28 protein-coding genes are annotated in these 26,301 nt (G+C 68.6%); 12 read left to right on the forward strand and 16 right to left on the reverse strand.

All coding sequences use genetic code 11. The features are described 5' to 3' along the window. The first annotated feature begins 8 nt into the window (after nucleotides 1–8). Entirely contained in the window at nucleotides 9–1,058 is a 1,050-nt protein-coding gene (locus AB9O74_RS09290) for a symmetrical bis(5'-nucleosyl)-tetraphosphatase (protein WP_369349117.1), read from the forward strand. Nucleotides 1,059–1,101: 43 nt separating this feature from the next. On the opposite strand, the gene AB9O74_RS09295 is transcribed toward AB9O74_RS09290, so the two are convergent. The 8 genes from AB9O74_RS09295 to AB9O74_RS09330 form a co-directional block, all read right to left on the reverse strand. After that, complete coding sequence (locus AB9O74_RS09295) at nucleotides 1,102–1,593, reverse strand: dihydrofolate reductase (RefSeq protein ID WP_369349252.1); 492 nt, start codon at nucleotides 1,591–1,593, stop codon at nucleotides 1,102–1,104. A gap of 11 nt (nucleotides 1,594–1,604) precedes the next feature. Beyond that, a complete protein-coding gene (locus AB9O74_RS09300) occupies nucleotides 1,605–2,399 on the reverse strand; it encodes a thymidylate synthase (RefSeq protein ID WP_176990350.1) in 795 nt (264 codons plus the stop codon). Continuing rightward, a complete protein-coding gene (lgt, locus tag AB9O74_RS09305; protein ID WP_369349118.1) occupies nucleotides 2,396–3,286 on the reverse strand; it encodes a prolipoprotein diacylglyceryl transferase in 891 nt (296 codons plus the stop codon). The genes AB9O74_RS09300 and lgt overlap by 4 nt, the downstream gene beginning before the upstream one ends. A gap of 84 nt (nucleotides 3,287–3,370) precedes the next feature. Beyond that, nucleotides 3,371–3,859: a TPM domain-containing protein gene (locus AB9O74_RS09310; protein ID WP_369349119.1), complete on the reverse strand. Its 489-nt coding sequence runs from the start codon at nucleotides 3,857–3,859 to the stop codon at nucleotides 3,371–3,373. Next, nucleotides 3,859–4,749, reverse strand: a complete 891-nt coding sequence (locus AB9O74_RS09315; protein ID WP_369349253.1) for a YgcG family protein — start codon at nucleotides 4,747–4,749, stop codon at nucleotides 3,859–3,861. The genes AB9O74_RS09310 and AB9O74_RS09315 overlap by 1 nt, the downstream gene beginning before the upstream one ends. Nucleotides 4,750–4,759: 10 nt before the next feature. Further along, complete coding sequence (locus AB9O74_RS09320) at nucleotides 4,760–5,404, reverse strand: LemA family protein (RefSeq protein ID WP_369349120.1); 645 nt, start codon at nucleotides 5,402–5,404, stop codon at nucleotides 4,760–4,762. A gap of 113 nt (nucleotides 5,405–5,517) precedes the next feature. Then, complete coding sequence (locus AB9O74_RS09325) at nucleotides 5,518–6,267, reverse strand: TerC family protein (RefSeq protein WP_123728386.1); 750 nt, start codon at nucleotides 6,265–6,267, stop codon at nucleotides 5,518–5,520. A gap of 54 nt (nucleotides 6,268–6,321) precedes the next feature. Beyond that, complete coding sequence (locus tag AB9O74_RS09330; protein ID WP_179460797.1) at nucleotides 6,322–6,702, reverse strand: diacylglycerol kinase; 381 nt, start codon at nucleotides 6,700–6,702, stop codon at nucleotides 6,322–6,324. A 231-nt stretch (nucleotides 6,703–6,933) separates the two neighbouring features. Between AB9O74_RS09330 and AB9O74_RS09335 the strand changes: the two genes are divergently transcribed. Further along, nucleotides 6,934–7,641 (forward strand): SGNH/GDSL hydrolase family protein, encoded by a 708-nt coding sequence (locus tag AB9O74_RS09335; protein WP_369349121.1) that lies wholly within the window; start codon nucleotides 6,934–6,936, stop codon nucleotides 7,639–7,641. Nucleotides 7,642–7,648: 7 nt separating this feature from the next. On the opposite strand, the gene AB9O74_RS09340 is transcribed toward AB9O74_RS09335, so the two are convergent. The 3 genes from AB9O74_RS09340 to AB9O74_RS09350 form a co-directional block, all read right to left on the reverse strand. Beyond that, nucleotides 7,649–8,920: a sensor histidine kinase gene (locus AB9O74_RS09340; protein ID WP_369349122.1), complete on the reverse strand. Its 1,272-nt coding sequence runs from the start codon at nucleotides 8,918–8,920 to the stop codon at nucleotides 7,649–7,651. A gap of 168 nt (nucleotides 8,921–9,088) precedes the next feature. Beyond that, nucleotides 9,089–9,802, reverse strand: coding sequence for a response regulator transcription factor (locus tag AB9O74_RS09345; protein WP_019182442.1), 714 nt, complete (start codon nucleotides 9,800–9,802; stop codon nucleotides 9,089–9,091). 77 nt (nucleotides 9,803–9,879) lie between these two features. Continuing rightward, entirely contained in the window at nucleotides 9,880–10,530 is a 651-nt protein-coding gene (locus AB9O74_RS09350) for an arylesterase (RefSeq protein WP_369349123.1), read from the reverse strand. A 120-nt stretch (nucleotides 10,531–10,650) separates the two neighbouring features. Between AB9O74_RS09350 and AB9O74_RS09355 the strand changes: the two genes are divergently transcribed. Both AB9O74_RS09355 and AB9O74_RS09360 read left to right on the forward strand, forming a co-directional pair. After that, complete coding sequence (locus tag AB9O74_RS09355) at nucleotides 10,651–11,253, forward strand: ABC transporter ATP-binding protein (RefSeq protein WP_176990359.1); 603 nt, start codon at nucleotides 10,651–10,653, stop codon at nucleotides 11,251–11,253. Continuing rightward, nucleotides 11,250–13,736 (forward strand): ABC transporter permease, encoded by a 2,487-nt coding sequence (locus tag AB9O74_RS09360; protein ID WP_369349124.1) that lies wholly within the window; start codon nucleotides 11,250–11,252, stop codon nucleotides 13,734–13,736. The genes AB9O74_RS09355 and AB9O74_RS09360 overlap by 4 nt, the downstream gene beginning before the upstream one ends. A 310-nt stretch (nucleotides 13,737–14,046) precedes the next feature. Here AB9O74_RS09360 and AB9O74_RS09365 read toward each other — a convergent pair whose 3' ends face one another. The 4 genes from AB9O74_RS09365 to AB9O74_RS09380 form a co-directional block, all read right to left on the reverse strand. Next, nucleotides 14,047–14,988: a DUF6607 family protein gene (locus AB9O74_RS09365; RefSeq protein WP_369349125.1), complete on the reverse strand. Its 942-nt coding sequence runs from the start codon at nucleotides 14,986–14,988 to the stop codon at nucleotides 14,047–14,049. Next, nucleotides 14,988–15,578: a Hemin transport protein gene (locus AB9O74_RS09370; protein WP_176990362.1), complete on the reverse strand. Its 591-nt coding sequence runs from the start codon at nucleotides 15,576–15,578 to the stop codon at nucleotides 14,988–14,990. Before AB9O74_RS09370 ends, AB9O74_RS09365 begins: the two co-directional genes overlap by 1 nt. A 263-nt stretch (nucleotides 15,579–15,841) precedes the next feature. Further along, entirely contained in the window at nucleotides 15,842–16,039 is a 198-nt protein-coding gene (gene hemP, locus AB9O74_RS09375; protein WP_369349126.1) for a hemin uptake protein HemP, read from the reverse strand. 273 nt (nucleotides 16,040–16,312) lie between these two features. Further along, nucleotides 16,313–17,281 carry a potassium channel beta subunit family protein gene (locus AB9O74_RS09380; RefSeq protein WP_369349127.1) on the reverse strand — a complete coding sequence of 323 codons (969 nt, stop codon included), beginning with the start codon at nucleotides 17,279–17,281 and terminating at the stop codon, nucleotides 16,313–16,315. 248 nt (nucleotides 17,282–17,529) lie between these two features. Here AB9O74_RS09380 and AB9O74_RS09385 point away from each other — a divergent pair, with 248 nt between their 5' ends. Together AB9O74_RS09385 and AB9O74_RS09390 are read left to right on the forward strand one after the other, a co-directional pair. Further along, a complete protein-coding gene (locus AB9O74_RS09385; protein ID WP_176990364.1) occupies nucleotides 17,530–18,828 on the forward strand; it encodes a NupC/NupG family nucleoside CNT transporter in 1,299 nt (432 codons plus the stop codon). A 26-nt stretch (nucleotides 18,829–18,854) separates the two neighbouring features. Then, nucleotides 18,855–19,820, forward strand: a complete 966-nt coding sequence (locus tag AB9O74_RS09390) for a ribokinase (protein ID WP_346491330.1) — start codon at nucleotides 18,855–18,857, stop codon at nucleotides 19,818–19,820. A gap of 431 nt (nucleotides 19,821–20,251) precedes the next feature. Here the strand turns inward: AB9O74_RS09390 and AB9O74_RS09395 are convergent, their stop codons facing one another. Beyond that, nucleotides 20,252–20,851: a hypothetical protein gene (locus AB9O74_RS09395; RefSeq protein ID WP_369349128.1), complete on the reverse strand. Its 600-nt coding sequence runs from the start codon at nucleotides 20,849–20,851 to the stop codon at nucleotides 20,252–20,254. A gap of 211 nt (nucleotides 20,852–21,062) precedes the next feature. Between AB9O74_RS09395 and AB9O74_RS09400 the strand changes: the two genes are divergently transcribed. The 6 genes from AB9O74_RS09400 to dusB all read left to right on the forward strand — a co-directional run bounded on the left by AB9O74_RS09400 (nucleotide 21,063) and on the right by dusB (nucleotide 26,294). Beyond that, nucleotides 21,063–21,842, forward strand: a complete 780-nt coding sequence (locus AB9O74_RS09400) for a hypothetical protein (protein ID WP_369349129.1) — start codon at nucleotides 21,063–21,065, stop codon at nucleotides 21,840–21,842. Between the two features lie 51 nt (nucleotides 21,843–21,893). Continuing rightward, nucleotides 21,894–22,484 carry a hypothetical protein gene (locus AB9O74_RS09405; protein WP_369349130.1) on the forward strand — a complete coding sequence of 197 codons (591 nt, stop codon included), beginning with the start codon at nucleotides 21,894–21,896 and terminating at the stop codon, nucleotides 22,482–22,484. Further along, a complete protein-coding gene (locus tag AB9O74_RS09410) occupies nucleotides 22,481–23,818 on the forward strand; it encodes a YcaO-like family protein (RefSeq protein WP_369349131.1) in 1,338 nt (445 codons plus the stop codon). Before AB9O74_RS09405 ends, AB9O74_RS09410 begins: the two co-directional genes overlap by 4 nt. A gap of 14 nt (nucleotides 23,819–23,832) precedes the next feature. After that, complete coding sequence (locus AB9O74_RS09415) at nucleotides 23,833–24,579, forward strand: SagB/ThcOx family dehydrogenase (RefSeq protein ID WP_369349132.1); 747 nt, start codon at nucleotides 23,833–23,835, stop codon at nucleotides 24,577–24,579. Between the two features lie 97 nt (nucleotides 24,580–24,676). Beyond that, nucleotides 24,677–25,096 (forward strand): hypothetical protein, encoded by a 420-nt coding sequence (locus AB9O74_RS09420; protein ID WP_369349133.1) that lies wholly within the window; start codon nucleotides 24,677–24,679, stop codon nucleotides 25,094–25,096. Nucleotides 25,097–25,301: 205 nt separating this feature from the next. After that, nucleotides 25,302–26,294, forward strand: a complete 993-nt coding sequence (gene dusB, locus AB9O74_RS09425; RefSeq protein WP_179460784.1) for a tRNA dihydrouridine synthase DusB — start codon at nucleotides 25,302–25,304, stop codon at nucleotides 26,292–26,294. Nucleotides 26,295–26,301: the final 7 nt, after the last annotated feature.

Genomic DNA, 26,301 nt, shown 5'->3' on the forward strand with positions numbered 1-26,301 from the left:
GCGCACGCATGAGTGTCTGGGCCATCGGCGACCTGCAGGGCTGCTACGACGTCACCCAGCGGTTGCTGGAAAAAATCAAGTTCGACCCCGCGGTCGACAAGCTGTGGTTCTGCGGCGACCTGGTCAACCGTGGCGGGCAATCGCTGGAAACCCTGCGCCTGGTCCATTCGCTGCGCGAGAGCAGCGTGATCGTGCTGGGCAACCACGACCTGTCCCTGCTTGCCGTCGGTGCCCGCACCGAGGAAGAGCAGCGCAAGGTCAACCCGGACCTGCTGCGGATCGTGCAGGCCGAGGACCGCGATGAGCTGCTGGAGTGGCTGCGCCTGCAGAAGCTGGCCCACGTGGACCGTGAGCTGGGCTGGATGATGATCCACGCCGGGCTGGCCCCGAAGTGGACCACCCAGCTGGCCGAGAAGCACGCCCGCGAGGTCGAGCAGCAGCTGCACGGCAGCGGCTACCGCAAGCTGTTCCGCAACATGTACGGCGACAAGCCGAGCTGGTCACCCGGCCTGGCCGGCTACGACCGCTCGCGCGCGATCATCAATCTGTTCACGCGCATGCGTTACTGCACGCCGCGGGGCCGGATCGGGATCGAGGACAAGGGCACGCCGGGCACCCAGGAACAGGGGCTGTATCCCTGGTTCGAAGTGCCGGGCCGCGCCGAGCGCGATCTGAAGATCGTCTGCGGACACTGGTCCGCGCTGGGCCTCACCATCACCCAGGGCGTGCACGCGATCGATACCGGTGCCGTATGGGGAGGCAAGCTCACCGCGCTGCAGCTGGATACCGAAGAACTGCGCGTGGTGCAGGTGCCGGGCCGCGATGTGCCCAAGCCGGTCTCCGCGCCGCGTCCGCCGGCACGCCGGCCGGCCGCCGAGGGTGCGCCGCCGAGCGGGCGTCCACCGCGTCAGGGTCAAGGCCAGGGCCAGGGCCAGGGCCGCGATCGTGGCCGGGGTGGCCAGGGCCGCCAGGGCGGTGGTGCGAAGCCCGCGCAGAACGCCGAGCAGCAGCCGCAGCAACAGCCGCAGAAAAACGACGTCACCAGCGACGCCGAATGAGCCGCAGGCCGGTCAGTGCGACCGGCCTGCCTGCAGCGCCCGCTCAGGCCCGGCGGTAATCCACGAAATCGAACGCGTACGCGTGCCGCTCGTCGGCCGCGTGGTGTTCGCGCGCCACTTCCACCCACAGCGCCGGATCGACCGGCGGGAAGTGGGTATCGGCCGGCACGGTGGTGTGCACCCAGGTCAGGTGCAGATCGGTGGCCTGGGCCATCGCCAGGCGATAGATTTCGCCGCCGCCGATCACGCACAGTTCTTCCGCGTCGGTGTCCGCCGCTGCCTGCAGCGCCTGCTCGATCGAGGCCAACGCCTGCATGCCGTCGAACGGCACCTGCCCGCTGCGGGTCAGTACCAGGTTCAACCGGCCGGGCAAGGCCCGCCCGAGCGACTGCGCGGTCCTGCGCCCCATCAGGATCGGCTTGCCGACGGTCAGCGCTTTGAAGCGCTTGAGATCATCGGGCAGCTTCCACGGCAGGTCGTTGTCGCGGCCGATGCCGTGGTCGGTGTCCAGCGCGGCGATCAGCGAGAGCTTCAGGGGCGTGCCGCTCACACCGCCACCGGGGCCTTGATCGCCGGGTGCGGGTCGTAGCCGTCGATGCGGATATCGTCGAACTGGAAGCCGAACAGGTCGGTCACCTCGGGGTTCAACCAGAGTTTCGGCAGCGCGCGCGGCTCACGCGCGAGCTGTTCGCGCGCCTGCTCGAAGTGGTTCGAGTACAGGTGCGCATCGCCGAGTGTATGCACGAAATCACCCACGCCCAGCCCGGTCGCCTGCGCCACCATGTGGGTGAGCAGCGCGTAGCTGGCGATGTTGAACGGCACGCCCAGGAAGATGTCGCCGCTGCGCTGGTACAGCTGGCAGCTGAGCTTGCCGTCCACCACGTAGAACTGGAACAGGTTGTGGCACGGCATCAAGGCCATCTGCGACAGCTCACCCACGTTCCAGGCGCTGACCACCAGCCGCCGCGAATCGGGGTTGCGCTTGATCTCGTCCACCAGCCACTGCATCTGATCGATCGCGCCGCCATCGGCGGTGGCCCAGCTGCGCCACTGTTTGCCGTAGATCGGACCGAGGTCGCCGTTGGCATCGGCCCACTCGTCCCAGATCCGCACCTGGTTGTCCTTGAGGTACCCGATGTTGGTATCGCCCTTCAGGAACCACAGCAGCTCGTGGATGATCGAGCGCAGGTGCAGTTTCTTGGTGGTAACCAGCGGGAAGCCGTCGTTGAGGTTGAAGCGCATCTGCCAGCCGAACACGCTCCGCGTGCCGGTGCCGGTGCGATCCGACTTTTCCGTGCCGTGCTCCAGCACATGCGCGAGCAGGTCCAGATAGGCCTTCATGCCTTGGCGCCTGCGGTAGCGACCGGCAGCACCGGCTGCAGCACCGGCGCACGGCGCGACAGCGCCAGCAACACCAGGCCGAAGGCCACCAGCGGCAGGCTGAGCAGCTGGCCACGGGTGAACCAGTCGAAGGCGAGATAGACGCCGTTGTCCGGCATGCGCACGAACTCCACCGCGAAGCGGAAGAGGCCGTACATCAGCGCGAACAGGCCGGCGATCACGTAGCGATGGCGCGGCTTGGCCGACACCGCCCACAGCACCACGAACATCACCAGGCCTTCCAGCAGCGCTTCATACAGCTGCGACGGATGGCGGGCGTACTGGTTGAGCGCGCCGGTGGCGAACTCGGCCTTGAGCGTGGCCAGGTCCAGCCCGTTCAACGGGGCCGGCAGGCCGCTCGGGAACACGACGCCCCAGCTGCCATCGGTGTACTTGCCCCACAGTTCGGCACCAATGAAGTTGCCGATGCGGCCGAAGCCCAGGCCCAGCGGTACCAGCGGCGACATGAAATCGAGGGTGTCGAACAGATGCAGGCGATGCTTGCGCGACCACCACCACGAGGCGAACAGCACGCCGAGCAGGCCGCCATGGAAGCTCATGCCGCCGTCCCAGACCTTGAACAGCAGCAGCGGGTTGTGCAGGAATTCCGAGGTCGCGTAGAACAGCATGTAGCCCACGCGCCCACCGACGACGACGCCGAGCATCGCGTAGAACAGCAGGTCGGAGAAGCCGTTGGCATCGACTCCGGGCAGGCGCCCGGCCGCGATCCGCCTGCGCCCCAGCCACCAGGCGGCAGTGAAGCCGAGCAGGTACATGATGCCGTACCAGTGCACCTTGATCGGCCCGAGCGAGATGGCGATGGGGTCGATATCGTGGAAATAGATCATGAAGGGCGCCTTGCAGGGATGCGGATATTCTAGCGCCGCCCGGGAGCGGCCTCGCGGCGGTCCCGATCGCGCGATTGCCGGGCTTCAGCCCAGAATCTGCGGCGTGTCCGGCAGGCCGTCACCCTGTGACCCCGGAACGGGCGGATAGTGCCCGGCCAGCAGGTCCGAGACCTCTTCGATCGCCAGCAGCACGGCCTCCTGCAGGGCGCCCTCGCGCAGCCGCTGCTGCATGTGCGCGCAGATGACCAGCCACTGCGCCTCGCCGATCCGCCCGCGCAGGCCGCGATCGGCGACCAGCTCGATCGCATGGTCGGCCAGCAGCAGGTAGATCAGGACGCCGTTGTTGTGCTCGGTATCCCAGGTACGCAGCTGGGCGAACGCCTGCCCGGCGCGCTGCTGTGCGGTGATGCCCTGCCACAACGCGGCCAGCGGCAGGTCCGCTTCCACCGCGAACATCACCTGGCCACCGTGGCGGCGCTCGCCCGCCGTGATCGCCTCGGTGATCGCCTGCAGATGTGCGGGTGGGAAGGCGCGCCGCACAGACGGGGAGAACACGTGCCGGAGCCAGCGCATCACCAGCCTCCCGAGGCGCCACCGCCTCCCGAACGTCCACCACCACCGCCCCAGCCGCCTCCACCGCCGCCGAAGCCACCCCCGCCGCCACCGAACCCGCCACCGCCCCAGCCACCCCCACCCCAGCCGCCACTGCGCGCGAACACGCCGCCGCGACCGGCCGACGTCAGGCCGACCAGCAGGCCCACCACGGCGGCCGCGCCACTGGCCACCACCAGCGAGGTGAACAGGAACGCGGCCACCCCGGCTCCGGCACCGCTCGCCAGCGCACGCAGGGGGCGCGGCAGCCAGCCCAGGATGCCGCGCAGGAACAGACCGGCGAACAGGCCGATGCCCAGCGCCATCGTCCAGTTGCCACCCGCAGGGGCGTCCTGGGCGCGATGCGTACTCACCGGCGCAGGCAGCGCTTCGCCGTCGATCAGTTTGACCAGCGCAGCGCTGGCATCGGTGAGGCCACCGGCGTAGTCGTTGCTGCGGAACCGCGGTGCCAGGTACTCCTGGATCACCCGATTGGCGATCGCGTCCGGGATCGCGCCTTCCAGGCCGTAGCCCGGCTCGATGCGGACCCGGCGATCGTCCTTGGCCACCACCAGCAGCACGCCGTCATCCACGCCCTTGCGGCCGATGGACCACTGCTCGAACACGCGCTGGGTGTACTGCTCGATGGTTTCCGGCGCGGTGCTCGGCACCATCAGGATCTGCAGCTGGCTGCCCTTGCGCTGCTGCAGGGCCAGCGCCTGCGCCTCCAGCGCCTGGATCTGCGCCGCGTCCAGGGTGCCGGTGGTGTCCACCACGGGCGAGGACATCGGCGGGATCGCGGCCTGGCTCTGCGCCCAGGCCGGCAACGCCAGCGCCAGGCAGAGCAGCAGGAGCCAGCGCAGCAGGCGCATGGTCACGGGCTCAGTTCGCCGGCTGCGGCTGCGGCTGCGGCTGCGGCGCGGGCGGCTGCGGTGCGGGCGCCTGCGAGCCGAACTTGACCGCCGGCGGCTGCGAGATCTGCGCTTCGTTCTCCACCGTGAAGTTCGGCTTGGTCGCATAGCCGAACAGCTTGGCGGTGATCACCTGCGGGAACTGGCGGATGTAGGTGTTGTAGTCCTGCACCATCTGGATATAGCGGCCGCGGGCCACGGTGATGCGGTTCTCGGTGCCTTCCAGCTGCGCCTGCAGATCGCGGAAGCCCTGGTCGGACTTGAGGTTCGGGTAGTTCTCGGTGACCACCAGCAGGCGTGACAGCGCACCGCTCAGCTCGCCCTGGGCCTGCTGGAACTGCTTGAGGGAGTCGGCATCGTCGGCGTTGACGTTGACCTGCCCCACGCGCGCACGGGCGTTGGTGACATCGGTCAGGACCTGGCGTTCCTGGTTGGCATAGCCTTCCACGGTCTGCACCAGGTTGGGGATCAGATCGGCGCGGCGCTTGTACTGGTTGAGCACCTCGGCCCAACCGGCCTTGACCTGCTCATCCTTCTGCTGGATGGCGTTGTAGCCACAACCGGACAACAGGGAGGCCAGCACGGCCAGGCACAACAAACGGGAGAACGATCGCATGGCCGGCTCCGGATCTCGATGAACGGGATCCGGAGCATGCCACGTCTCGGGTAAAGCGGATGTGGTAACGGCAGTGGGTCGGTACCCAGGGAGTACCGACCAACGGTCGGCACCTACCAGTTGCCGGCACCCGGCACGTGGTGGGCCACGGCGCGACGGCGCATCAGCAGGTTCAGCCACTCCACCAGCACCGAGAAGCCCATTGCGGCGTAGATGTAGGGCTTGGGCACATGGACGTCCAGGCCATCCAGGATCAGTACCGCGCCGATCAGCAGGATGAAGGCCAGCGCCAGCATCTTCACGGTCGGGTTGGCGTCGATGAAGCGGCCCAGCGGATTGGCGGCCAGCAGCATGACGGCGACCGACAGCAGGATCGCGGCGACCATCACCGGCACATGTTCGGCGATGCCGACCGCGGTGATGACCGAGTCCAGCGAGAACACGATGTCGATGATGGCGATCTGCGCGATGACCATGCCGAACACGGCCGACGCCTTGGTGGTGGTCGGATCCTCATCCTCGCCGCCGGTGATCAGCTCGCGGATTTCCATGCCGCCCTTGATGATCAGGAACAGGCCACCGACGATCAGCACCAGGTCGCGGATCGAGATGCCCATCCCGGCTACCGTGAACAGGTTGGCCTGCATGTGCGCCAGGTACGCCAGCGACACCAGCAGCAGGATGCGGGTGATGCAGGCCACGGCGATGCCGAGCTTGCGCGCGAACGGACGACGCGCTTCGGGCAGCTTGCTCACCGCGATCGAGATGAACACCAGGTTGTCGATGCCCAGCACGATTTCCAGTGCGCTCAGGGTCAGCAGGGTTAACCAGACATTGGGGTCGGACAACAACTCAAGAAACATGGACTTCCATCCTTACAGGGGGGATGACGCGGGTGACGCGTCAGAAGTTTTAGGTCAGAAAATCTGCGGCAGCAGGATCAGGGTCCAGCACACCAGTACGTTCATCATCAGCACGAACACGGCGGCCGAACCCATGTCCTTGGCGCGCCCGGCGAGCTCGTGGAACTCGGCGCCGTAGCGTTCGATCACCGCCTCGATCGCCGAGTTGGCCAGTTCCATGGCCAGCACCAGCAGCAACGAACCGATCATCAGCGCGCGCTCCACCGGGGTCTGGCCGAGCCAGAGCGCCAACGGGGCGAGCACGATCAGCAGGTACACCTCCAGCCGGAACGAGGACTCGTGCAGCCAGGCCGCACGCAGCCCCTGCCACGACCAGACCGCCGCCTTGAAGATGCGCCGGGGGCCGCGCGGCAGGTGCCCGATTTCATCCGCCATGGGCAGGCACCCCGGTCGACAACGCGGGCCGGAACGGCAGGAACAGCACACGGCAGACGGTCATGGGCATCGCTGAATGGGGCAGGCAATCCCTCATTTTGCCATAAGCCGGTCGGGGCATTGTCGAAGGCGGCCAACGCCCGTCCGTGGTAAAGCGCGGCCCGGCGGCAGCTTCTATGATGAACACCTACCCGTCCGGGCGCCTTCGGTGCCCCACCACAGGAGTCGTCCATGCTGCACCGCCGTGCCCGCCCCCTTCTGCTCGCCCTTGCCCTGGGCGCCGCCCTGCCCGCGCTGGCGCGCACGCCGGCCCCTGCCGCGCCGCAGGTGCCGACCCAGGTCTCCAACGTGGCCTGGGCCGGCGACATGGCGCAGTTCGCGGAACAGGACGCGGCCAGTCCGCCACCGCGCGGCGGCATCGAGTTCATCGGCAGCTCGTCGATCCGGATGTGGGAGAGCCTGGCGGCCGATTTCCCGGGCCAGCCGGTGTTCAACCGCGGCTTCGGCGGTTCGGAAGTGCGTGACAGCACCTGGTATGCCGACCGCATCGTGATCCCGTATGCGCCGTGCAAGGTGTTCTTCTACGCCGGCGACAACGACCTCAACAGCGGCCGCAGCCCGGCGCAGGTCCGCGACGACGTGGTGGCCTTCGTCAACCGCGTGCACCGCGACCTGCCGAAGACCACGGTGGAGATCATCTCGATCAAGCCCAGCCCCTCGCGCGCGCAGCTGCTGCCGGCGGTGGTGGAAGCCAACGGGCTGATCAGGAAGGCGCTGGCCACCCTGCCCAACACCGGCTACACCGATGTCTACACGCCGATGCTCGGCGCCGACGGCCAGCCGCGCGCGGCACTGTTCCGCGAGGACATGCTGCACATGACGCCGGAAGGCTATGCGATCTGGCGGGCTGCGCTGGCGCCCAAGGTGCAGTGCGACTGAGCGCGGCTCAGCGGTAGTGGATCGTGGCCTGCGTGCCCTGCCCGGGCTCGCTGGCCAGGCCGATCTTCCAGCCGAAGCGGTCGCACAGCCGGCGCACGATCGACAGCCCCAGCCCGGTGCCCTGCGGGCGGCTGGGCTCGGCGCGATAGAACGGCTCGAAGGCACGGCCCAGCGCTTCGGCGGACATGCCGATCCCCGTGTCGCGCACGACCACGCGGTCGGCTTCGACGTCGACGTCGATGCGGCCTTCGTCGGTATAGCTGCAGGCGTTGCGCAGCAGGTTGCTGACCACCACCTGCAGCACCCGCGGCGGTGCGTGCAGCATCACCGGGCCGCTGCTGTGCAGATGGATTTCCACGGGCCGCCCGGCGATCAGCTCGCGGGCGTTGTCCACCTCGTAGCGGACGATCTCGTTGACGTCGAACAGCTCGACCTGCGGCTCGACATCGGCCTCGCGGGCGAGGATCAGGAAGGCATCGATCACCGCCTCCATGTCGCGTCCGGCGCGCTGGATGCGCTGCAGGCCGCGACGCAGCCGCGGCGTCATGTCCTGGTCGCCCAGCGCCATGTCGCTGGCCACGCGGATCACGGTGAGCGGCGTGCGCAGTTCGTGGCTGGCATCGCGGGTGAAGTTGCGCTCGCGCGCGACATGCGCGGTGACCTTGGTCGCCAGCGAGTGCAGCGCGGCCGCGAGCTGGCGGGTCTCGCCCTGCATGTCGGCGGGCAGCTTGGCCGGGGCCAGATCGGCCGCTTCCGGGTGCCCCGGATCCCAGCGCGAGACGCGCCGGGCCAGCCAGTTGACCGGTGACACCAGGCGTTTGGACGCGCGGTAGGTGATCCACGAGGCGCCATAGACGGCCAGCAGCGTCAGCAGCACCGGCACGATGCCGAACCAGAACGCCAGCAACTCCGCGCGTGAGCGCAGGAACACCAGGTACAGGCGGCCTTCCGGGCGCGCATCGACCAGCACCAGCTGGTCGTCGTCCTTGAGCTCATGGAAGCCGGGCGTGAGCGTGCGCAGGTTGGCCGGCAGGCTCAGCGGCGACTGACCTGTCTCGAGCAGGTAGCCGCGGATGTTCTGGGTATTGGGCGGCGGCTGCACCGGCGAGGCCTCGTGCAGTTGCCAGTAGTAGCCGGCCTCTTCCTTCAGTGCGCTGCTGACCAGGCTGTGCTTGATCACCAGCGATACCAGCCAGGCACCCAGCAGGATGCCCAGGCTGGCCAGCACGGCTTGCAGGATGAAGACGATGCGGATCTTGCGCGGCAGACCGTGCGGCATTACGGGGTCCAGGGCGGTTCGCGGCGATTATAGGAAAGCTTGCCGTGAGTCCATCGTGCAAACCATGACAACGGCCCGGCAAACGCCGGGCCGTCATGCTCCAGAGGGTCCCGGAGGATCGGATCGCTCATGCCGCCCGCAGGCGGCCGAGCGGCGATCGACCGCCCATCAGCTCATCGGCTGGGCGATATCGGCAATACGGTAACCGGCACTCTGCACGGTGTGCAGCAGCGGGCGGTCGAACGGCTTGTCGATGATCTTGCGCAGGTTGTACAGATGGCTGCGCAGGGTGTCCGAGTCGGGCAGGCCATTGCCCCAGATCTCGCGTTCGATTTCCTGGCGGGTCACCACGCGCGGCGATTCGCGCATGAGGATCGTCAGCAGGCGCAGGCCGATCGGCGAGAGCTGCAGTTCGGTCCCGGCACGGGTGGCGCGCATGCTGACCGGATCGAGCACAAGGTCGGCGACCTTGAGCACTTCCGAGCCGACCTGGCGACGCTCGCGGCGGATCAGCGCGCGCAGGCGGGCTTCCAGTTCCTGGATCGCGAACGGCTTGGTCAGGTAGTCATCGGCGCCGAACCCCAGGCCGGTGAGCTTGTCGTCCAGCGTGTCGCGCGCGGTCAGCATCAGCACCGGCGTCGACTTGCGGGCGTCGTTGCGCAGCCGGCGACAGACTTCGATGCCGTCCAGACGCGGCAGCATCAGGTCCAGCACGACCACGTCGTAGCTGTTCTCGGCCGCCAGACGATAACCGTCCAGCCCATCCTGGGCGTAGTCGACTTCGAAGCCGCGCCCTTCCAGGTACTCGCCGATCATCTCGGAAATATTACGGTTGTCTTCGACCACCAGCACCAGGCCGGAGGTCTCCTTTGTCTGACGCATGGGATTCCCTCTTTCTTCAGCTTTGTGAAACATGCCGCATCGCCGGTGGACGCGGCGTGAAGTTCACCGCACATCGATCACAGCAGGGGTTTGAGCAGCGGCCAGACGTTCTCCAGCACCTGCGGCTGCGCAGCCGCGGTGGGGTGCAACCCGTCGGCCTGCATCAGGTTCGGCTTCAACGCCACGCCTTCCAGCAGGAACGGCAGCAGCGGCACCTTGTACGCCTTGGCCAGCTCCGCATAGGTCTGGCGCAGGCGCTGGCGGTAGGCCGGGCCGTAGTTGGGCGGCACGTCGATGCCCAGCAGCAGCACCTTCGCGCCCGCCTTCTGGCTGGCCACGATCATCTTTTCCAGGTTTCCGCGCAGTTGCGCCGGGGACAGCCCGCGCAGCGCATCGTTGCCGCCCAGCTCGATCACCACCACGGACGGCCGGTGCTTCTCCAGCAGCCCGGGCAGGCGGGTCAGCGCGCCGGCGGTGGTTTCGCCGCTGATGCTGGCATTGATGATCGCCGGCGGGGGCGTGATCTGTTGTTTGACCCGCTGCTGAAGCAGGTTTACCCAGCCCGACGCGGCCGGGATATTGTGGGCGGCACTGAGGCTGTCGCCGACCACCAGCACCGCCGCACGGGTGTCCGGACCTTTGGCACAGGCCAGCATCGGCATCAGCAGCAACCATGCCAGCAGCCAGCCCATCGAGGCCGCGCGGCCCCTTCCGTTTGCTTGGTTCATTGGAGAATCCTCATCGACAGCCTGTCCCCCCGCAGCGCGCCCGTCGCCATCGCCGCCCACAACGTGGGCAAGTCCGCACGTGGCCCGGAGGGTGAAGTCCACATACTGGACAACATTGACATGACCGTCCATGAAGGCGAGAGCGTGGCGATCGTCGGCGCTTCAGGTTCGGGCAAGACCACCCTGCTCGGCCTGCTCGCTGGATTGGACCTGCCCAGCCACGGCACGATCGCGCTGGCGGGTGCCGAGCTCAACGCGCTCGATGAGGAAGCCCGCGCGCAGCTGCGCGCCCGCGAGGTCGGCTTCGTCTTCCAGAGCTTCCACCTGCTGCCGGCCTTGACCGCCGAAGAGAACATCGCGCTGCCGCTGGAACTGGCCGGCCGCGAAGATGCCGCACGCGTGCGCGAGGTGCTGGAGCAGGTCGGCCTGGGCCACCGTGCACGCCATTACCCGCGCCAGCTCTCCGGCGGCGAGCAGCAGCGTGTGGCGCTGGCCCGCGCGTTCGTGGCGCGGCCGCGCATCCTGTTCGCCGATGAGCCGACCGGCAGCCTGGACCAGGCCACCGGGCAGCAGATCAGCGACCTGCTGTTCGCGCTCAACGCCACCAGCGATACCACCCTGGTGCTGGTCACCCACGACCTGCGCCTGGCCCAGCGCTGCGAGCGCATCTACCAGCTCGACGGTGGCCGCCTGGCCGACACCGTTGCCGGCGCGGGCGCATGAACGTCGTGCGCCACGCGGCGCGTGCGCTGCGCCGCGAGTTCCTCGCCGGCGATCTGCTGACCGTGTTCGCCGCGCTGGTGCTGGGCGTGGCGGTGATGACCGCGGTCGGGACCCTGGTCAACCGGGTCACGCTGGCATTGACCAGCAGCGCGGCGGAAATGCTCGGCGGCGACCTCGGCCTGAGCGGGCGCGAGGATGTTCCACAGACCTTCGCCGATGCAGCGCGCGAGCGCGGCCTGGCGACGACGCGCATGGTCAGTTTCCCCAGCGTGCTGTTCCATGGCGATGACAGCCAGATGGCCAACATCAAGGCGGTCGCCGACGGCTATCCGCTGCGTGGCGAACTGCGGGTCAGCCGCACCCTGCACGACAGCGCCAGTGAAACCGCGGGAACGCCGCCGCCGGGCGAAGCGTATGCCGATCCACGGCTGATGCAGGCGCTTGGCCTGCAGGTGGGCGATGCGCTGGAGTTCGGTGCGGGCGCGCTGACCGTGACCCGGGTGCTGCAGGCCGAGCCTGACACCTCCGGTGAGCTGATGCAGCTGTCGCCGCCGCTGCTGGTGAACCGCATCGATGTCGATCGCGCCGGCCTGCTCGGGCCGGGCAGCCGCGCGTCCTATCGCATGATGTTCGCGGGTGACCAGGCGCAGATCGAGGCCTTCCGCGAATGGCTCACACCGCAGGCCAAGGGCTACCGGATCGTCGGCATCGCCGACGCCCAGCGCGGTGTACGCGGTGCGTTCGACCTGGCCGGGCGCTTCCTCTCGCTGGCCGCGTTGCTGGCGGTGTTGCTGGCCGGTGTCGCCACCGCACTGGCGGCCAACCGCTTCGCGATGCGACGCATCGACCAGGTCGCGATCCTGCGCTGCCTGGGCGCGCGCCAGCGCGACATCCTTTCGGCGATGGCGCTGCAGCTGGTGATGCTGGCGGTGCCGGCCTGCCTGGTCGGCATCGGCCTGGGCATGGCCGCACAGGCCGGGCTGGTGCAGGCACTGGGTGGATTGATTCCGAACCGCCTGCCGCTGCCACAGGCCACACCGGCGCTGAGTGGAGCGGGCATCGGACTGGTACTGCTGCTGGGCTTCGGCCTGCCGCCGCTGCTGCGCCTGCGCAGCGTGCCGCCGATGCGCGTGCTCAACCGCAGCTTCGCCGCGCTGCCGCCGAGTTCCATGCTGGTCTATGCCGCCGCGCTGGCCGCGACCGTGGCACTGACCGTGCAGGCCACCGGCGATGTGAAACTGGCGACGTGGGTGCTGGGTGGGCTGGCGGCGCTGGCGGCCCTCGCCGGTGCGCTCGGCGCGCTGCTGCTGTGGCTGCTGCGTGGGCTGCAGCCGCGCCTGCGTGGGCGCTGGAAGCTGGGCCTGGCCTCGTTGACGCGCCGGCGCGGGCTGGCGGTGATGCAGCTGGTCGGCCTGTCGCTGTCGCTGTGTGCATTGTTGTTGCTGTCGGTGATCGGTCCGGGGCTGCTGGCGCAGTGGCGCGACCGCCTGCCGACCGATACGCCGAACTACTTCCTGATGAACATCCAGCCCGAGCAGCGCGATGCGGTGCTGGCGACGTTGGGTGGGCTCGGGGTGGTCGCGCCGGGCATCGAGCCGTTCAGTACCGGCCGCCTGCTGGCGGTCAACGACCGGCCGCCGCAGCGGCAGGCGCGCGAGGACAACAGCAACGAGGATGACGATGCCAACCGGCCGGTCAACTTCTCGTGGCGGCACGATTTCCCGCCGGCCAATACGCTGCTCAGCGGAACGTTCTGGAAGGCCGGAAGCACGGCCGCCGAGGCCTCGATCGAGCAGGGCTGGGCCGAGCGCTACGGGATGAAGCTGGGCGATACGGTGACGCTGCAGATGGGCGACCAAGAGCGCAGCTTCACGGTCACCAGCATCCGCAAGGCGGACTGGGATTCGTTCCGGGTCAATTTCTTCCTGCTGCTCAACGAAGGCGCGGTGGCCGATGCGCCCTACAACCTGATCACCGCGTTCCATCTGCCGCGCGCGCAGGCGCCGGCACTGGCCGGGCTGACGCGGGAGTACCCGAACATTTCGCTGCTGGATATCGACGGCATCCTGGAGCGGGTGCGCGAAGTGATCAACCGGGTGACGCAGGCGGTGCAGCTGGTGATGGGCTTCAGCCTGTTGGCCGGCCTGCTGGTGTTGCTGGCGGCGTTGCAGGCCACGGCCGGCGAGCGGCGCTACGACAGTGCGGTGCTGCGTACGCTGGGGGCGACGCGCCGTCAGCTGCGCGGTGCGGTGCTGGTGGAGTTTGGTGCGCTCGGCCTGTTGTCGGCGTTGTTGGCCGTGGGCACGGCGGCGCTGCTGGGCAGTGTGGTGGCGCGGCAGGTGTTCGAGTTGACGCTGAGCCCGCCGTGGGTGCCGTTGCTGGTGGGCGGCGCGCTGGGGGTTGTGTTGAGCATGCTGGCCGGCTGGTGGGGCACGCGGCGGATCCTGCATACGCCGCCGGCGTTGGCGCTTCGGGAGGCGTGAGTTTGGGGCGCCGTTGCACTGAAAGCGAAAGCGACGGCGTCAAAGCGAAAGCGACGGCGTCTTGGCGTTCATGGCCTGAAGGCTGGCGGGCAGCCCTGCCCAGGACGCGCCGTAAACCCATCCTTGGGGGCTCGTGGGCGCCATCCTTGGCGCCCTGACGGTCCTGGGCAGGGCTACCCGCCATCCTTCTCGATGGATGGCTTTGGGCGGATAGGCAAGCGTTTGGTCCGCAGTTGGCACGACAGTCGATCGGGCAGTGTGCTACTTCGACGTTCGGCGATGGAAGCGAGCGCCACCGGTTGCGGCTGCGTCAGCGCGCGCGTTCTGTCGGTGCTTTTTCCACCCACTGCTGGAAGACGGCGTCGATCTCGGTGTCCGCCACTGTCTTGCCGTCCTGGATGTCCTGGGCCTGGGTGAACAGCGGGATGATCATGGCCATGCCGTCGGGTGTGGTTTTCAGGTGCACGCCCGGTGCCTGCCCGAGGAAGCCGTCCCAGCGCTGGCGCACCTTCGCCCAGTAACCCGCCGTGGCGGTCCAGTAGGCGTAGGCGGGCTTGAAGTCCACCTCGGTGGTCTTGTTGTAATCGTTGAAGCCGAACTCACGTGCGATCGGTGTCTGCGTGCCGTCGGGGTGCCGCAGGATCTTGGTGTTGAACTGCTCGTGGGTCCAACCGTTCGGGGTGCGCGTGTGCCGGTTGATCACCGCGAGCGCGTTGTAGTCGCTGCGGCGGGTGTATTCGCGGCGCGGCAGGGGGCGCCAGCTGAGGTCGCTGGTCCACGCGGTGATGCCGTTGTCGTAGGTCCAGCGGCCGGTGCCGCAGTAGCGCGGTGCGTCGCTGACTTCATAGACGCATTGGGTCCAGGCGCCGCGGGTGAGCGCTGCGGGAATCGGGCGCACCTGCCAGGTCTGTTCGGCGCTGAACTCGAACCGGTGCGGTGCCTGGTACGCCCAGTCCTGGCGCCAGTGCTTGGTGACGTGGCCACTCTTGGGTTCGACCAGCAGGTGCTGCAGCACCACCCGCGTCGGAGTGTCTTCGACCACGATCACCACTTCGTTGCCGCCGGTGCGCACGGCCGGCGCGCGTTCGTAGCCGGGTGCGAGCAGGACGGTTTCGTCGAAGGCGAAGTCGACGGTGTATTCGCCCTGCATCGCCAGGATGCTGGCGTGGTCGCGCGCAGGGTCGGCCGGTACGGCGTGCGCACTGGCGGTGAGCGCGAGCAGCAGCCCTGCGAGGGCGAGTGAGTGCGTCATTACAGCTGGATCACCGGCATGCCATCGGCGGTCCACGGTCCGCCGCGTCGGGCGGCGGTGGCGCAGCAGCAGTCATCGACCCACAGCTCGCCTTCGGCGCCTTCCACGTTGCCGATCCGGCGCGCGGTGGTGGCGCCCAGGGACGACAACGAGGCCAGGCTGGCGGCGAGTTCGCGGCCTTCCCCCACCTGCAGGCGCAGCGCGCACATGCGCCAGGCGTCGTTGCCCAGGCGCACCGCGAGGCGACGCCAGAGACGTTCGGCGACACCTGCGTCGTTGACCGGTTCGGGCCGCGCGGGGAACGCGGAGACCAGGCGGTCCCAGGCGAGGAAATCGCTGTCCGGCAGCAGATACAGGCGCCAGCAGCAGCGTCCGCGGGCATCGACGAAGCACAGGCTTTCGCGGATGCCTTCGCTGTCCATGCCCTGGCAGGCATGCGCGGAGACGGCGTGTTTCCAGCCACCGAGTTCACTGCTGTCGGGACGGTACAGGCACAGCACGGTACCCAGCGAGGCCAATTGCGTGGCCGAGGGTAGACCGGCGATGGGATGGCGGCCCGGTGGGCGGCCGACGGAGAGGGCGCGGCTCATGGCGATCTACCTGCAATCGGCGGTTGCGGGGGAGACCCTCGACCCACGCCGGAGACCGGAGTCGACGGCGGAGTGTCGAGGGGGAGAGAGCTGGGACCATGGCGAGTCGCGGGGGGAGGTGCGGGACCCGCATGGATGTGGACCACGGTCGCTGACCGCTGAAGCAGCCGGCCAGCGGCCGGCACTACCGGAGTCAGCCAGCGGACGGCAGTACCGGAGTCGGCCAACGGACGGCAGTACTGCAGTCGGCCAGCGGGCCGGCATTACTTGGTCAGAATGAGCTTGTCGTTGCTGGTATGGCGCAGGCGATAGAACCGGTCGCCGTGCTGGATCAGGATTTCGCGACGTCCCTTGAGCAGGGCTTCGCTGTCGATCACTTCTTCCGGTGGGACCACGCGGACCAGACGGTCGCGGAGGGTCAGCGTTTCGGGGCGCAGCAGTACAGCAGCTTGAGTGTTCATCGTCTGGACTCGTTGCGAGGGGCGAGTCAAATGATAATGATTCTCAGTTGACAATCAACAACCATTCTCACTTTAATAGATGGGATTAATGATCGAACGCCAGTTATCAATAGGTTTTGTCAATCACACTGAGCGAGGCGTGCTGTTTCAGAGGGTTGGGGAGCCGGCCAGCGGCCGGCACTACCGGTCCGGGTTTGCAGGACATCGAGGTGCCCTGCAGGTGGGAGGTAGTGCCGGCCGCTGGCCGGCTCCCCCACATCCAACCCGACCCGATCAACCAAACACCGCATCCACCTGCTGCCAGACGCTCTCATCCAGCTGTTCGAACAGGGCCAGCGCCCCCAGGTTCTCTTCCAGCTGGCTGACCCGGCTGGCGCCGAGGATCACGCTGGACACATTGGGGTTGCGCAGGCACCAGGCGATCGCCAGCTGCGCCGGCGAAACACCGAGCTGCGCGGCCAGTGCGGTATAGCGGCGCACCCGTTCCATGCGGTCGGTGCCGTCGTCGAGCACCTGTGTCCTCAACCAGCCCAGCTGTTCCTGGCCCAGTCGGGACTGCGGGTCGATCCCCGCGTTGTACTTGCCGGTCAGCAGGCCGGAGGCCAGCGGCGACCAGATCGTGGTGCCCAGGCCGGCCTCCGCGTACAGCGGGGCGTACTCGCGCTCGACCCGCTCACGGTGCAGCAGGTTGTACTGCGGCTGCTCCATCGAGGGCGCGTGCAGGTGGCGATCACGGGCGATGTCGACCGCCTCCTGGATCTGCGCGGCCGACCACTCCGAGGTGCCCCAGTACAGCACCTTGCCCTGGCGGATCAGGGTATCCATCGCCTGCACGGTCTCGGCAATCGGCGTGTCCGGATCCGGGCGATGGCAGTAATAAAGATCCAGGTACTCCACCCGCAGGCGCTTGAGCGCGGCGTGGCAGGCGTCGGTCACGTGCTTGCGCGACAGGCCGTGCTGGGTCGGGCGCGGGTCGTCGACGGCACCGAAGAACACCTTGCTGGAAACGCAGAAGCCGTCGCGTGGCAGGCGCAGGTCGGCGATCACATCCCCCATCACCTGCTCGGCGCGGCCGCGGGCATAGCCCTCGGCGTTGTCGAAGAAGTTGACCCCGGCATCCCAGGCGGTGGCGATCAGTTTGCGGGCTTCGTCGCGGCCGATCTGATCGCCGAAGGTCACCCAGGCCCCGAAGGACAGGGCCGAGAGCTTCAGGCCGGTGGAGCCAAGACGGCGATAGAGCATGTGGTTCTCCTGCTGCGGGCCCGCGACCGGGCCGGATCGATACCGGTAAGTGTAGAGGGTGGCGCGCAGCGCGCGCAGGCCGCACGCCCTGATCTCAAGGCCCATGACACGCCTCGCGGAAACCGGGCCATCCCTTGCCGATACAGGCCCGATCACGACCGATCGGCTCGCGGACGCTGCTTTTCCTTGCCCCGCCCTTGCCGCTGCTCTAGGCTTCCCGTTTTTCGCGGCACCCCAAGGGAAGTCTCATGGTCGAAGGTTTGGGCAGGATTGGCTTCGGCCTGTTCGGGTTGGCAGTGCTGATCGGCATTGCCTGGTTGTTCTCGAACAACAAGCGGGCTGTCGACTGGCGCCTGGTCGTCACCGGTATCGCACTGCAGATCGCCTTCGCGGCGGTGGTGCTGCTGGTCCCGGGTGGCCGTGACGTGTTCGACGCGCTGGGCAAGGGCTTCGTCAAGATCCTGAGCTTCGTCAATGAAGGCTCCGGCTTCATCTTCGGCAGCCTGATGGACACCAGCCAGTTCGGTTTCATCTTCGCCTTCCAGGTGCTGCCGACCATCATCTTCTTCTCGGCGCTGATGGGGGTCATGTACCACCTCAACGTGATGCAGATGATCGTGCGCGGCATGGCCTGGGCGATCACCAAGATCATGCGCGTGTCCGGTGCGGAAACCACCAGCGTCTGCGCCAGCGTTTTCATCGGCCAGACCGAGGCGCCGCTGACCGTGCGCCCGTACATCGCCAAGATGACCCAGTCCGAGCTGATCACGATGATGATCGGCGGCATGGCGCACATCGCCGGCGGCGTGCTGGCGGCGTACGTGGGCATGCTCGGCGGCAACGACCCGGTGCAGCAGGCCTTCTACGCCAAGCATCTGCTGGCCGCGAGCATCATGGCCGCCCCGGCGACCCTGGTGGTCGCCAAGCTGCTCGTGCCCGAGACCGGCACCCCGCTCACCCGCGGCACGGTCAAGATGGAAGTGGAGAAGACCTCCAGCAACATCATCGACGCCGCCGCGGCCGGTGCCGGTGACGGCCTGAAGCTGGCGCTGAACATCGGCGCGATGCTGCTGGCCTTCATCGCGTTGATCGCACTGCTGAACGCCCCGCTGACCTGGCTGGGTGACGTGACCGGCCTGGCCGCGATCATCGGCCGCCCGACCGACCTGTCGACCCTGTTCGGCTACCTGCTGGCCCCGATCGCCTGGGTGATCGGTACGCCGTGGGCCGATGCCACCACCGTGGGTTCGCTGATCGGCCAGAAGGTCGTGATCAATGAGTTCGTGGCGTACTCGGAGCTGTCCAAGATCGTCAACGGCCAGGTGCCGGGGATGGTGCTTTCCGACGAGGGCCGCCTGATCGCGACCTACGCGCTGTGCGGTTTTGCCAACTTCAGCTCCATCGCGATCCAGATCGGTGGTATTGGTGGCCTGGCACCGGAGCGTCGCCACGATCTGGCCAAGTTCGGCCTGCGTGCAGTGCTCGGCGGTACCATTGCCACCTTCATGACGGCGACCATCGCCGGCGTGCTGACGCATTTCAGCTGATATCCGTTCCTTGAGAAACAGTCTTTATGAGTAGCAGTGTCGTCGTAATCGGTTCCTTCAATGTGGATCATGTCTGGCGTTGTGAGTCGCTCCCGGCCCCGGGTGCGACCATTGCCGGCCGCTACAGCACCGGTCCCGGCGGCAAGGGCTTCAACCAGGCCGTGGCCGCCCGCCGTGCCGGCGCGCCGACCACGTTCCTGTGCGCGCTGGGCGATGACGCCGGCGGTGCGATGGCCCGTGGGCTGGCCGAGCAGGACGGCTTCGCGCTGACCGCCGAGGCCAGCAGCGAGCCGACCGGCACCGGCGGCATCTATGTCGACAGCCGTGGCCGTAACACCATCGTGATCGGCCCGGGTGCCAACGCAGCGTTGAGCCTGGACTTCGTCGAACAGCAGCGCGCGCTGCTGGCCGGCGCCAAGGTGGTGCTGGCACAGCTGGAATCGCCGGTGGAAACCATCGAGGCCGCCCTGGCGATCGCGCGTGAGGCCGGTGCCACCACCGTGCTCAACGTGGCCCCCGCCGATGCGCCCTCCAGCATCGGCCTGCTCAAGCTGGCGGACGTGCTGACCCCGAACGAGACCGAGTTCGCCGCCCTGCTCGGCCGTCATGTCGGCGAGCGCGTGGAGGCCAACGACGTCGCCGCGCTGGATGGTGCGAGCCTGCATGCGCTGTGCCGCAAGCTGGTCGGCAACGGCACCGTGGTGGTGACGCTGGGTTCGGTCGGCGTGTTCGTTTCGCACGCTGAAGAAAACCTGCGTGGCGACACCCAGCCGTACTACCGCGTGGGCGCCGAGCAGGTGCAGGTGCTGGACACCACCGGTGCAGGCGATGCGTTCAACGGCGCCCTGGTCGCTTCGATCGCCCAGGACCCGGAGGCGGCGTTTGCCCGCCATGTGCGTTTCGCCAATCAGTTCGCGGGCCGTTCGACCGAGAAGGAAGGCGCCGCCGCGGCAATGCCGCACTTCACCCCGGCCGACGCCGAAAGCAAGTAAGCGTCACCGAGGTGCATACCGAGAGGCCAGCGTTCGCGCTGGCCTTTTTTTTGTTCTTCTCCCAGCGTCTCACCGTCTATCTGGGCGTGTCTCCGCTGGGGTCTGCCGCGACCGTGAGGGCCCCGTAGCGACCGGTAGGCCCCTCGGCAAATGTCCCCCGGCCGCCGCCTTGCGGCGACGGCCTCCTCCTTGATTTTGCCCAGGGGCCTACCGGTCGCTACGGGGCTCCGGCTCGCGGCATGCAAAGGAAAACCGGTGCTCTCCATGCAGCGCCGGTGGCCTGGACACGTGGGGCGCGATGCCCTTGTGGGCGAAATCAAGGGGGAGGCGGCGTCCGCAGGGCGTCGCCGGAGGACATTCGCCGGCAAGGGCATCGCGCCCCAGCGCCCGACCCACTCGCCGCCGCGCCTGCACTCGCCTTCGAGGATGGATCAGCCGTCAGGCCCCAGCGACGTCGGCATGCAGCGCGTGATCCACAGCGCCAGCGCGCCCACCAGGAGTCCGGCTAGCACATCCAGCAGATCGTGCTGCCAGGTGGTGAGCGTCGAGAGCAGGATCAGCCCACAGGCGCCGTGCCACAGCCAGCGCAGTACCGCCGCATCGGCCTGCAGCCACTGCCGCCATGCCTGCCAGACCACCACCAATACCGCGGCATGCAGCGACGGCGCCATGTTGAACGGCGCCTCGAACGCGCGCAGCTGTGCGAACAACAGCCCGCTCACGCCATCCGGCTGCGGCAAAACACGCACGTTGCCGGTCGGCCAGCACACGAAGGCGAGCATGCAGGCGGCCTGCACCAGCGCGATGGCCAGCGCATGGCGGCGCAGGGCGGATCGGGTCGGGCAGAGGAAGAACGTCAGCGGGTACAGCAGGTTCAGCGCCAGGTACGGCCAGATCGTCCACGCCCAGAACGGCATCACCTCGTCCCAGCGACCGTGCAGGCTGTACGTCTGCCCCTGGCTGGCGGCCCAGTGGTTGGTCCAGCTGTAGCCGTGGATGAACATCGCGCCGAGCACCAGCATCCACAGCATGGCCTCGCGCCAGGGCGGCTGGGGGACCGAAGGGTTGGCATGAGGCGGTAGGGGCACGCGCGCACCCTAGCAGAACGTGGCACGCCTGTTTGCCGCTATCCTTGCGCTTTCGCGGATACAGGGACTGTACGCAGTGGCAGCAGCAGGCAGTCAGCAACACGCAGGCCCACACCCGGACGCACCGCGCTGGACGCGCAATCCGGCCTGGGCCGTGTTCTCGCAGACACATGCGCAGCGCCCGCTGCTGCTGGTCTCCGGTGGCGCCGACGAGCTCTACGTGGTCGATGAGGCGGATACCCCGACGGTCGTCGAACGGATTCTCGGCCACTGGCAGGACGACACGCTGGCGATACTCGAGCACGATCCCGACTGTGGCCCGGCGGTCCGCCAGTTGATACGCCTCGGTGTACTGGTGCCGCTGCAGGCGGTGCGCAGCGTGCGCCGCTATGCTCTCGATTGGCTCGGCGAACCCCTGCCCGGATTGGCCGACGCCTTCGACCAGCACGCGAGCGCGGATCTGCAGCGCGTGGATGCCGTTGCGGACGCCGATCTGCTGGTCCTGGTCCGGCATGGGCTCGGCTGGGAACAGGCCCTCACCCGTTACCGCGCACGGATGCCGGCACAGCCGCATCTGTTGCTCGACCTCAGTTATCACCACACGCTCGCGCTCGGGCCCTATGTGGTGCCGGGCCAGAGCGCCTGCGTGTATTGCCTGGGCAACCGGGTGCTGCGCCGCTGGGGCGACGCCGTGGTGCCGGCGCTGCCCGCCGTCGCGGCGCAGCCGGCGCGGATCGCGGCGCTGGTCGCCCCCTTGCTGGATCAACCCCAGCTGTTGCTGGGCTATCTCGAACGCAGCGTCTGGCTCGACCTGCATCGCCTGCATGGGGAACGCGACCGGGTGCTGCGGCTGCCGTGGTGCCCCGCCTGCCAGGGCGGCGAGGCGTCGCTGCCGGCACCGCTGCCGCTGCCTTGGGACGCCGCGCGCCCGTGATAATGTGCCTCCCGCGCCGGGCGTTTCCGCCTCGGTCAAGGGAGTGACCCCATGTATCGCCTGCCGACCCAGTTCGATGCCAGTGCTTCGCGCCAGGACCTTGCCGCCGCAGGCGGCGGCTCGACCTCGACCACCTGCAGTTCCTGCGTCGTCACCCTGCTCGGCACCTCGGTGCTGTCCGCCGTGGTGCTCGGCAGGCTGGACCCCGTTGCGCCCGCCGCCAACAGCAGCGAAGCGCACGCCACGGCAGTTCCCGTCGATACCGGCACCGGTATTCACGCCCCGCAGCCTCCCCCGCTCCCGGAGCCGCCGCTTGCTGCGGAGCCGGACCGTCCGGAGACGGCATCAGCGTCAGCCACGCCTACAGTGCCGACGGCCGGTCTGAGCCGCACGAGCCGGGTGCTGCTGGGCCTGTTTGCCTTGCCGCTGGCCGCGATCGGCGGTGGCATTTTCATGAGCACCTCCAACCCGATCTTCGGGCTGTTCGTCGCCGTCGGGCTGTATCTCGGCATCTATGCCCTCGTCTACGAACGCGCGGGGCGTTCGCTCGGGCGCGGCATCGGCATCGCCATCGGGCTGCTGCTGGGCCTGTTCGCCGTCGGCGCGCTCGAGATGATGCTCTGGCTGAGCGTGTTGAAATGAGCCGCGCCGCCGTGCAGGCGGCGGCGCTGGACACGCCCACGCTGTCGTCGCACCTGCTGCATGGCGCGGCGCGTCCGCGCTGCGGTCTGGTGCGCCCGGCCCAGCCGATCGAGGCCAACCCCTGCGATGCCACCGGCCCCTTGTTCGAGGGACGGCGCGTACACAATGCCGCCACCCCGGCCGACCCGGCCAATCCCTGGCAGGGCGTCTCGGGGGCGGTCGCGCTGGAGGCCGATGCGGCCGCCGATGGCGCGGTCGCCGAAGCCCTGGAGCGACTGGCGGCGGCGCAGGCGAGCCTGGAAGTGCGGCGCCGCGATGCGCTGACGCCCGCACAACGCCTGGACGAATCGGCCTTCGCGCTGTTCTCGGCCCGCCAACGTGCAACGCCGGGCTTCCCATGGCCGATGCCCGAACGCGACGACGATCTGTTCGCGGCGGTGCATGCGCTGGATGACAACCGGGTGGCCTGGGTGCCGCAGGAACTGGTCGGACTGGGGCCGCGCAGCGGCCAGGCGCGATTGCCGTCGACGTCCAGTGGCCTGGCGGCCTGGCGGGATGGCCGCGATGGCGCCTGGCTGGCGCTGCTGCGCGCGGCCCAGGAGCTGCTGGAGCGCGATGCGCTGGCGGTGACCTGGCTCAACGGCGTAGCCGGCCGGAGAATCGCGCTGCCGACCCAATGGCAAGCATTCGTGGACGCGCGCGGGGGCGAACTGCAGGCCTTCGACCTGACCCAGCACTGGAACCCGCACCCGGTGGTCGCAGTCGCGGGCGGCATCCCGTTCGAAGGCCGCGCCCGGCACGTCCTCGGCATCGCCTGCCGCGCCGATCCGGGTGAGGCGCTGCACAAGGCGCTGCTGGAATGGCAGCAGGCGCTGACCTTCGCCGCGCATCTGTGTGGCCGCGAAAGCGCGCGGCTTCCGCGTGAACCGGCGGCACTGCGCAGCTTCGACGAACATGCCGCGTTCTACACCCTGCGCCCGGATCTGTGGCCGCAGCTGCCGCTGCTGCGGGAGGCGGGCGACAGCACGTTGCAGCTGCCGCCACCAGGCGAGGTGATGCGTCCCGCTGCGCCGCGCGCCATCGCCGAGCTCGATCTGCTGCGGCGCCGGCTGGGCCATGCCGGCATCGCGCTGTACTACCGCGAGTTGACCACCGCCGATGTGGCCGCGGCCGGCCTGCGGGTGATGCGGGTGCTGTCGCCGCAGCTCAGCGGCCTGCATGCCGACGAGCGTGCGCCGTTCCTCGGCGGCCGTTGCCAGGACGTGGCCTGGCGGTACCCCGGCGTGCCGCACAGCGGCGCGTTTCCGAACCCCTTCCCGCATCCATTGGGCTGATCCCCGAGAACCGCATGCCGTCACCGCCTTCCCCCTGGCAGGATGCCCCGCTGTTCCATCTGTTCTGGCACAACGGCGAGCTTAATCCCGCGCGCGCTGAAGTGATGCGCGCGTGCATCGCCGAGGATGCCGCACGCGCCTGGTCGCCGCCACGGCCCTTGCATGCAGCGGCCGGCGTCGCCCTGCCGGACCCGGTACACCCCGGCGATGCCCTGGCGCAGCGCCACAGTGGCCGTCGTTTCGGTGACGCACGCTGGGGCGCGCAGGAACTGGGGCGCGTGCTGGCCCCGCTGCGGGCCCGGACCGGCGACAGTGACACGCGGCGCCTGCCGTCCGGCGGTGCCAAATACCCGATCCAGGCGTATGCCGCGCTGTACGGCACCGACGATGCGATCGCCGCAGAACCGGGCATCCATTGGTACGACCCGATCGGGCATGCGCTGGTGCCGGTAGGGCCCTGCCCGGCATGGCCGGCGTTGTCCACGCTGCTCGGCGTGGACTGGCCGGAGCGGCCGGCGGCCGTGCTGTTCCTGATCGCCGAACCGGCCGGCACGCTGGCCAAGTACGGCGAACGCGGTGGCCGCTTCGTGTTGATCGAGGCCGGGGTCTGGCTGGGCGCGCTGGGGCAGGAAGTGGCGGCGATGCACGCCGCCGGCTGCGCGATCGGCTCGTTCGAGGACGCCGCCGTGCTGGCCCTGCTCGGGCTCGACCCGCAGCGGCATCTGGCCGTGCTGGCCTATGCCTGTGGTCCGGCGCCCTGAGCGCGACCGGAAATTGCCAGCGAATGGCCGCTGCCTGGATTGCCCCGATGCTGTCGTCACTCGACCATGAGCTCCCCGCTCACGGACGACGCACGAGATGACCGACACCCCCTTCTGGATGCTGCTGGCCGCCACCGGCACCGCGCTTGCGGTGCTGCTGCACATCGGCTGCATCGCCTTCGGTGCCCCGTGGTATGAATTCTTCGGGGCCGGCCAACGCATGGTGCGCCTGGCCCGTGCCGGGCGTGCCGAACCCGCCTTGATCACTGCCGCGATCACCCTCGTGCTGGGCATCTGGACGCTGTATGCCTTGTCGGCGGCCGGCTGGGTACGCCCGCTGCCCGGCACCCGCTGGGTGCTGCTGGGGATCATCGGCATCCTCGGCGGCCGGGGCCTGGCCGGGCTGATCATCGGCCGGGTCCGCCCGGGCTACAACGGTGCGCGCTTCTGGTATGCCAGTTCCCTGACCTGCCTGGCGCTCGCTGGCCTGTACATCGCCGGCAGCCTGACCCGATAGCGCCGGCCGCCGCCCTTCATCGCGTGATTGCCGGCCAGCGTCGGCACGACCGGTAACCCGCCAGCATCAGCCGCCGCTGGGGGCGGTGGAAGCAATCGTCAAGCATATGCTCATGACCGGAGCGCATCAGGCCCTTCCGGATCGGCCTGAACGCGCGTCGGTGTTTGCTTGGTTGCGGGCCAGCGGCCGGCACTACAATGCGCACATGCAGATTGGCCCCTACAACATCCAGCCCAACGTGGTGCTGGCGCCGATGGCCGGTGTCACCGACAAGCCCTTCCGCCTGCTGTGCAAACGGCTGGGCGCGGGTCTGGCCGCCTCGGAGATGACCATCTCCGATCCGCGCTTCTGGAACACCCGCAAATCGCTCCACCGCATGGACCATGCCGGCGAGCCGGACCCGATCAGCGTGCAGATCGCCGGTACCGAGCCGCAGCAGCTGGCCGAGGCGGCGCGCTACAACGTGGACCACGGCGCGCAGATCATCGACATCAACATGGGCTGCCCGGCCAAGAAGGTCTGCAACGCCTGGGCCGGCTCGGCCCTGATGCGCGATGAAGACCTGGTCGCGCGCATCCTCACCGCCGTGGTCAACGCGGTGGACGTGCCGGTCACGCTGAAGATCCGCACCGGCTGGGATTGCGATCACCGCAATGGCCCGCTGATCGCGCGCATCGCCGAAGACAGCGGCATCGCCGCGCTGGCCGTGCATGGCCGTACCCGCGACCAGCACTACACCGGCACCGCCGAATACGAGACCATCGCCGCGATCAAGGCCGCGCTGCGCATTCCGGTGATCGCCAATGGCGACATCGATTCACCGCAGAAAGCCGCGCAGGTGCTGAAGCAGACCGGCGTGGACGCGGTGATGATCGGGCGTGCCGCCCAGGGGCGCCCGTGGATCTTCCGCGAGGTGGCGCACTACCTGGCCACCGGCGCGCTGCTGGCGCCGCCCTCGATCGCCGAGGTGCGCGACCTGCTGCTGGGGCACCTGCACGCATTGCACGATTTCTACGGCGAGCAGCAGGGTGTGCGCATCGCGCGCAAGCACCTGGGCTGGTACGCCAAGGACCGGCCGGAGAACGCCGCCTTCCGTGCGGTGGTCAACCGCGCCGAGGACGCCGCCAGCCAGGTCGCCCTGACCACCGACTATTTCGATGCCCTCGCTGCCGGCGAGCCGTTGTCGTCCGCTGCCTGAGCATTCC

The organism is Stenotrophomonas sp. JAG2 (assembly GCF_041080745.1).
GTDB classification, from domain to species: domain Bacteria; phylum Pseudomonadota; class Gammaproteobacteria; order Xanthomonadales; family Xanthomonadaceae; genus Stenotrophomonas; species Stenotrophomonas maltophilia_AA.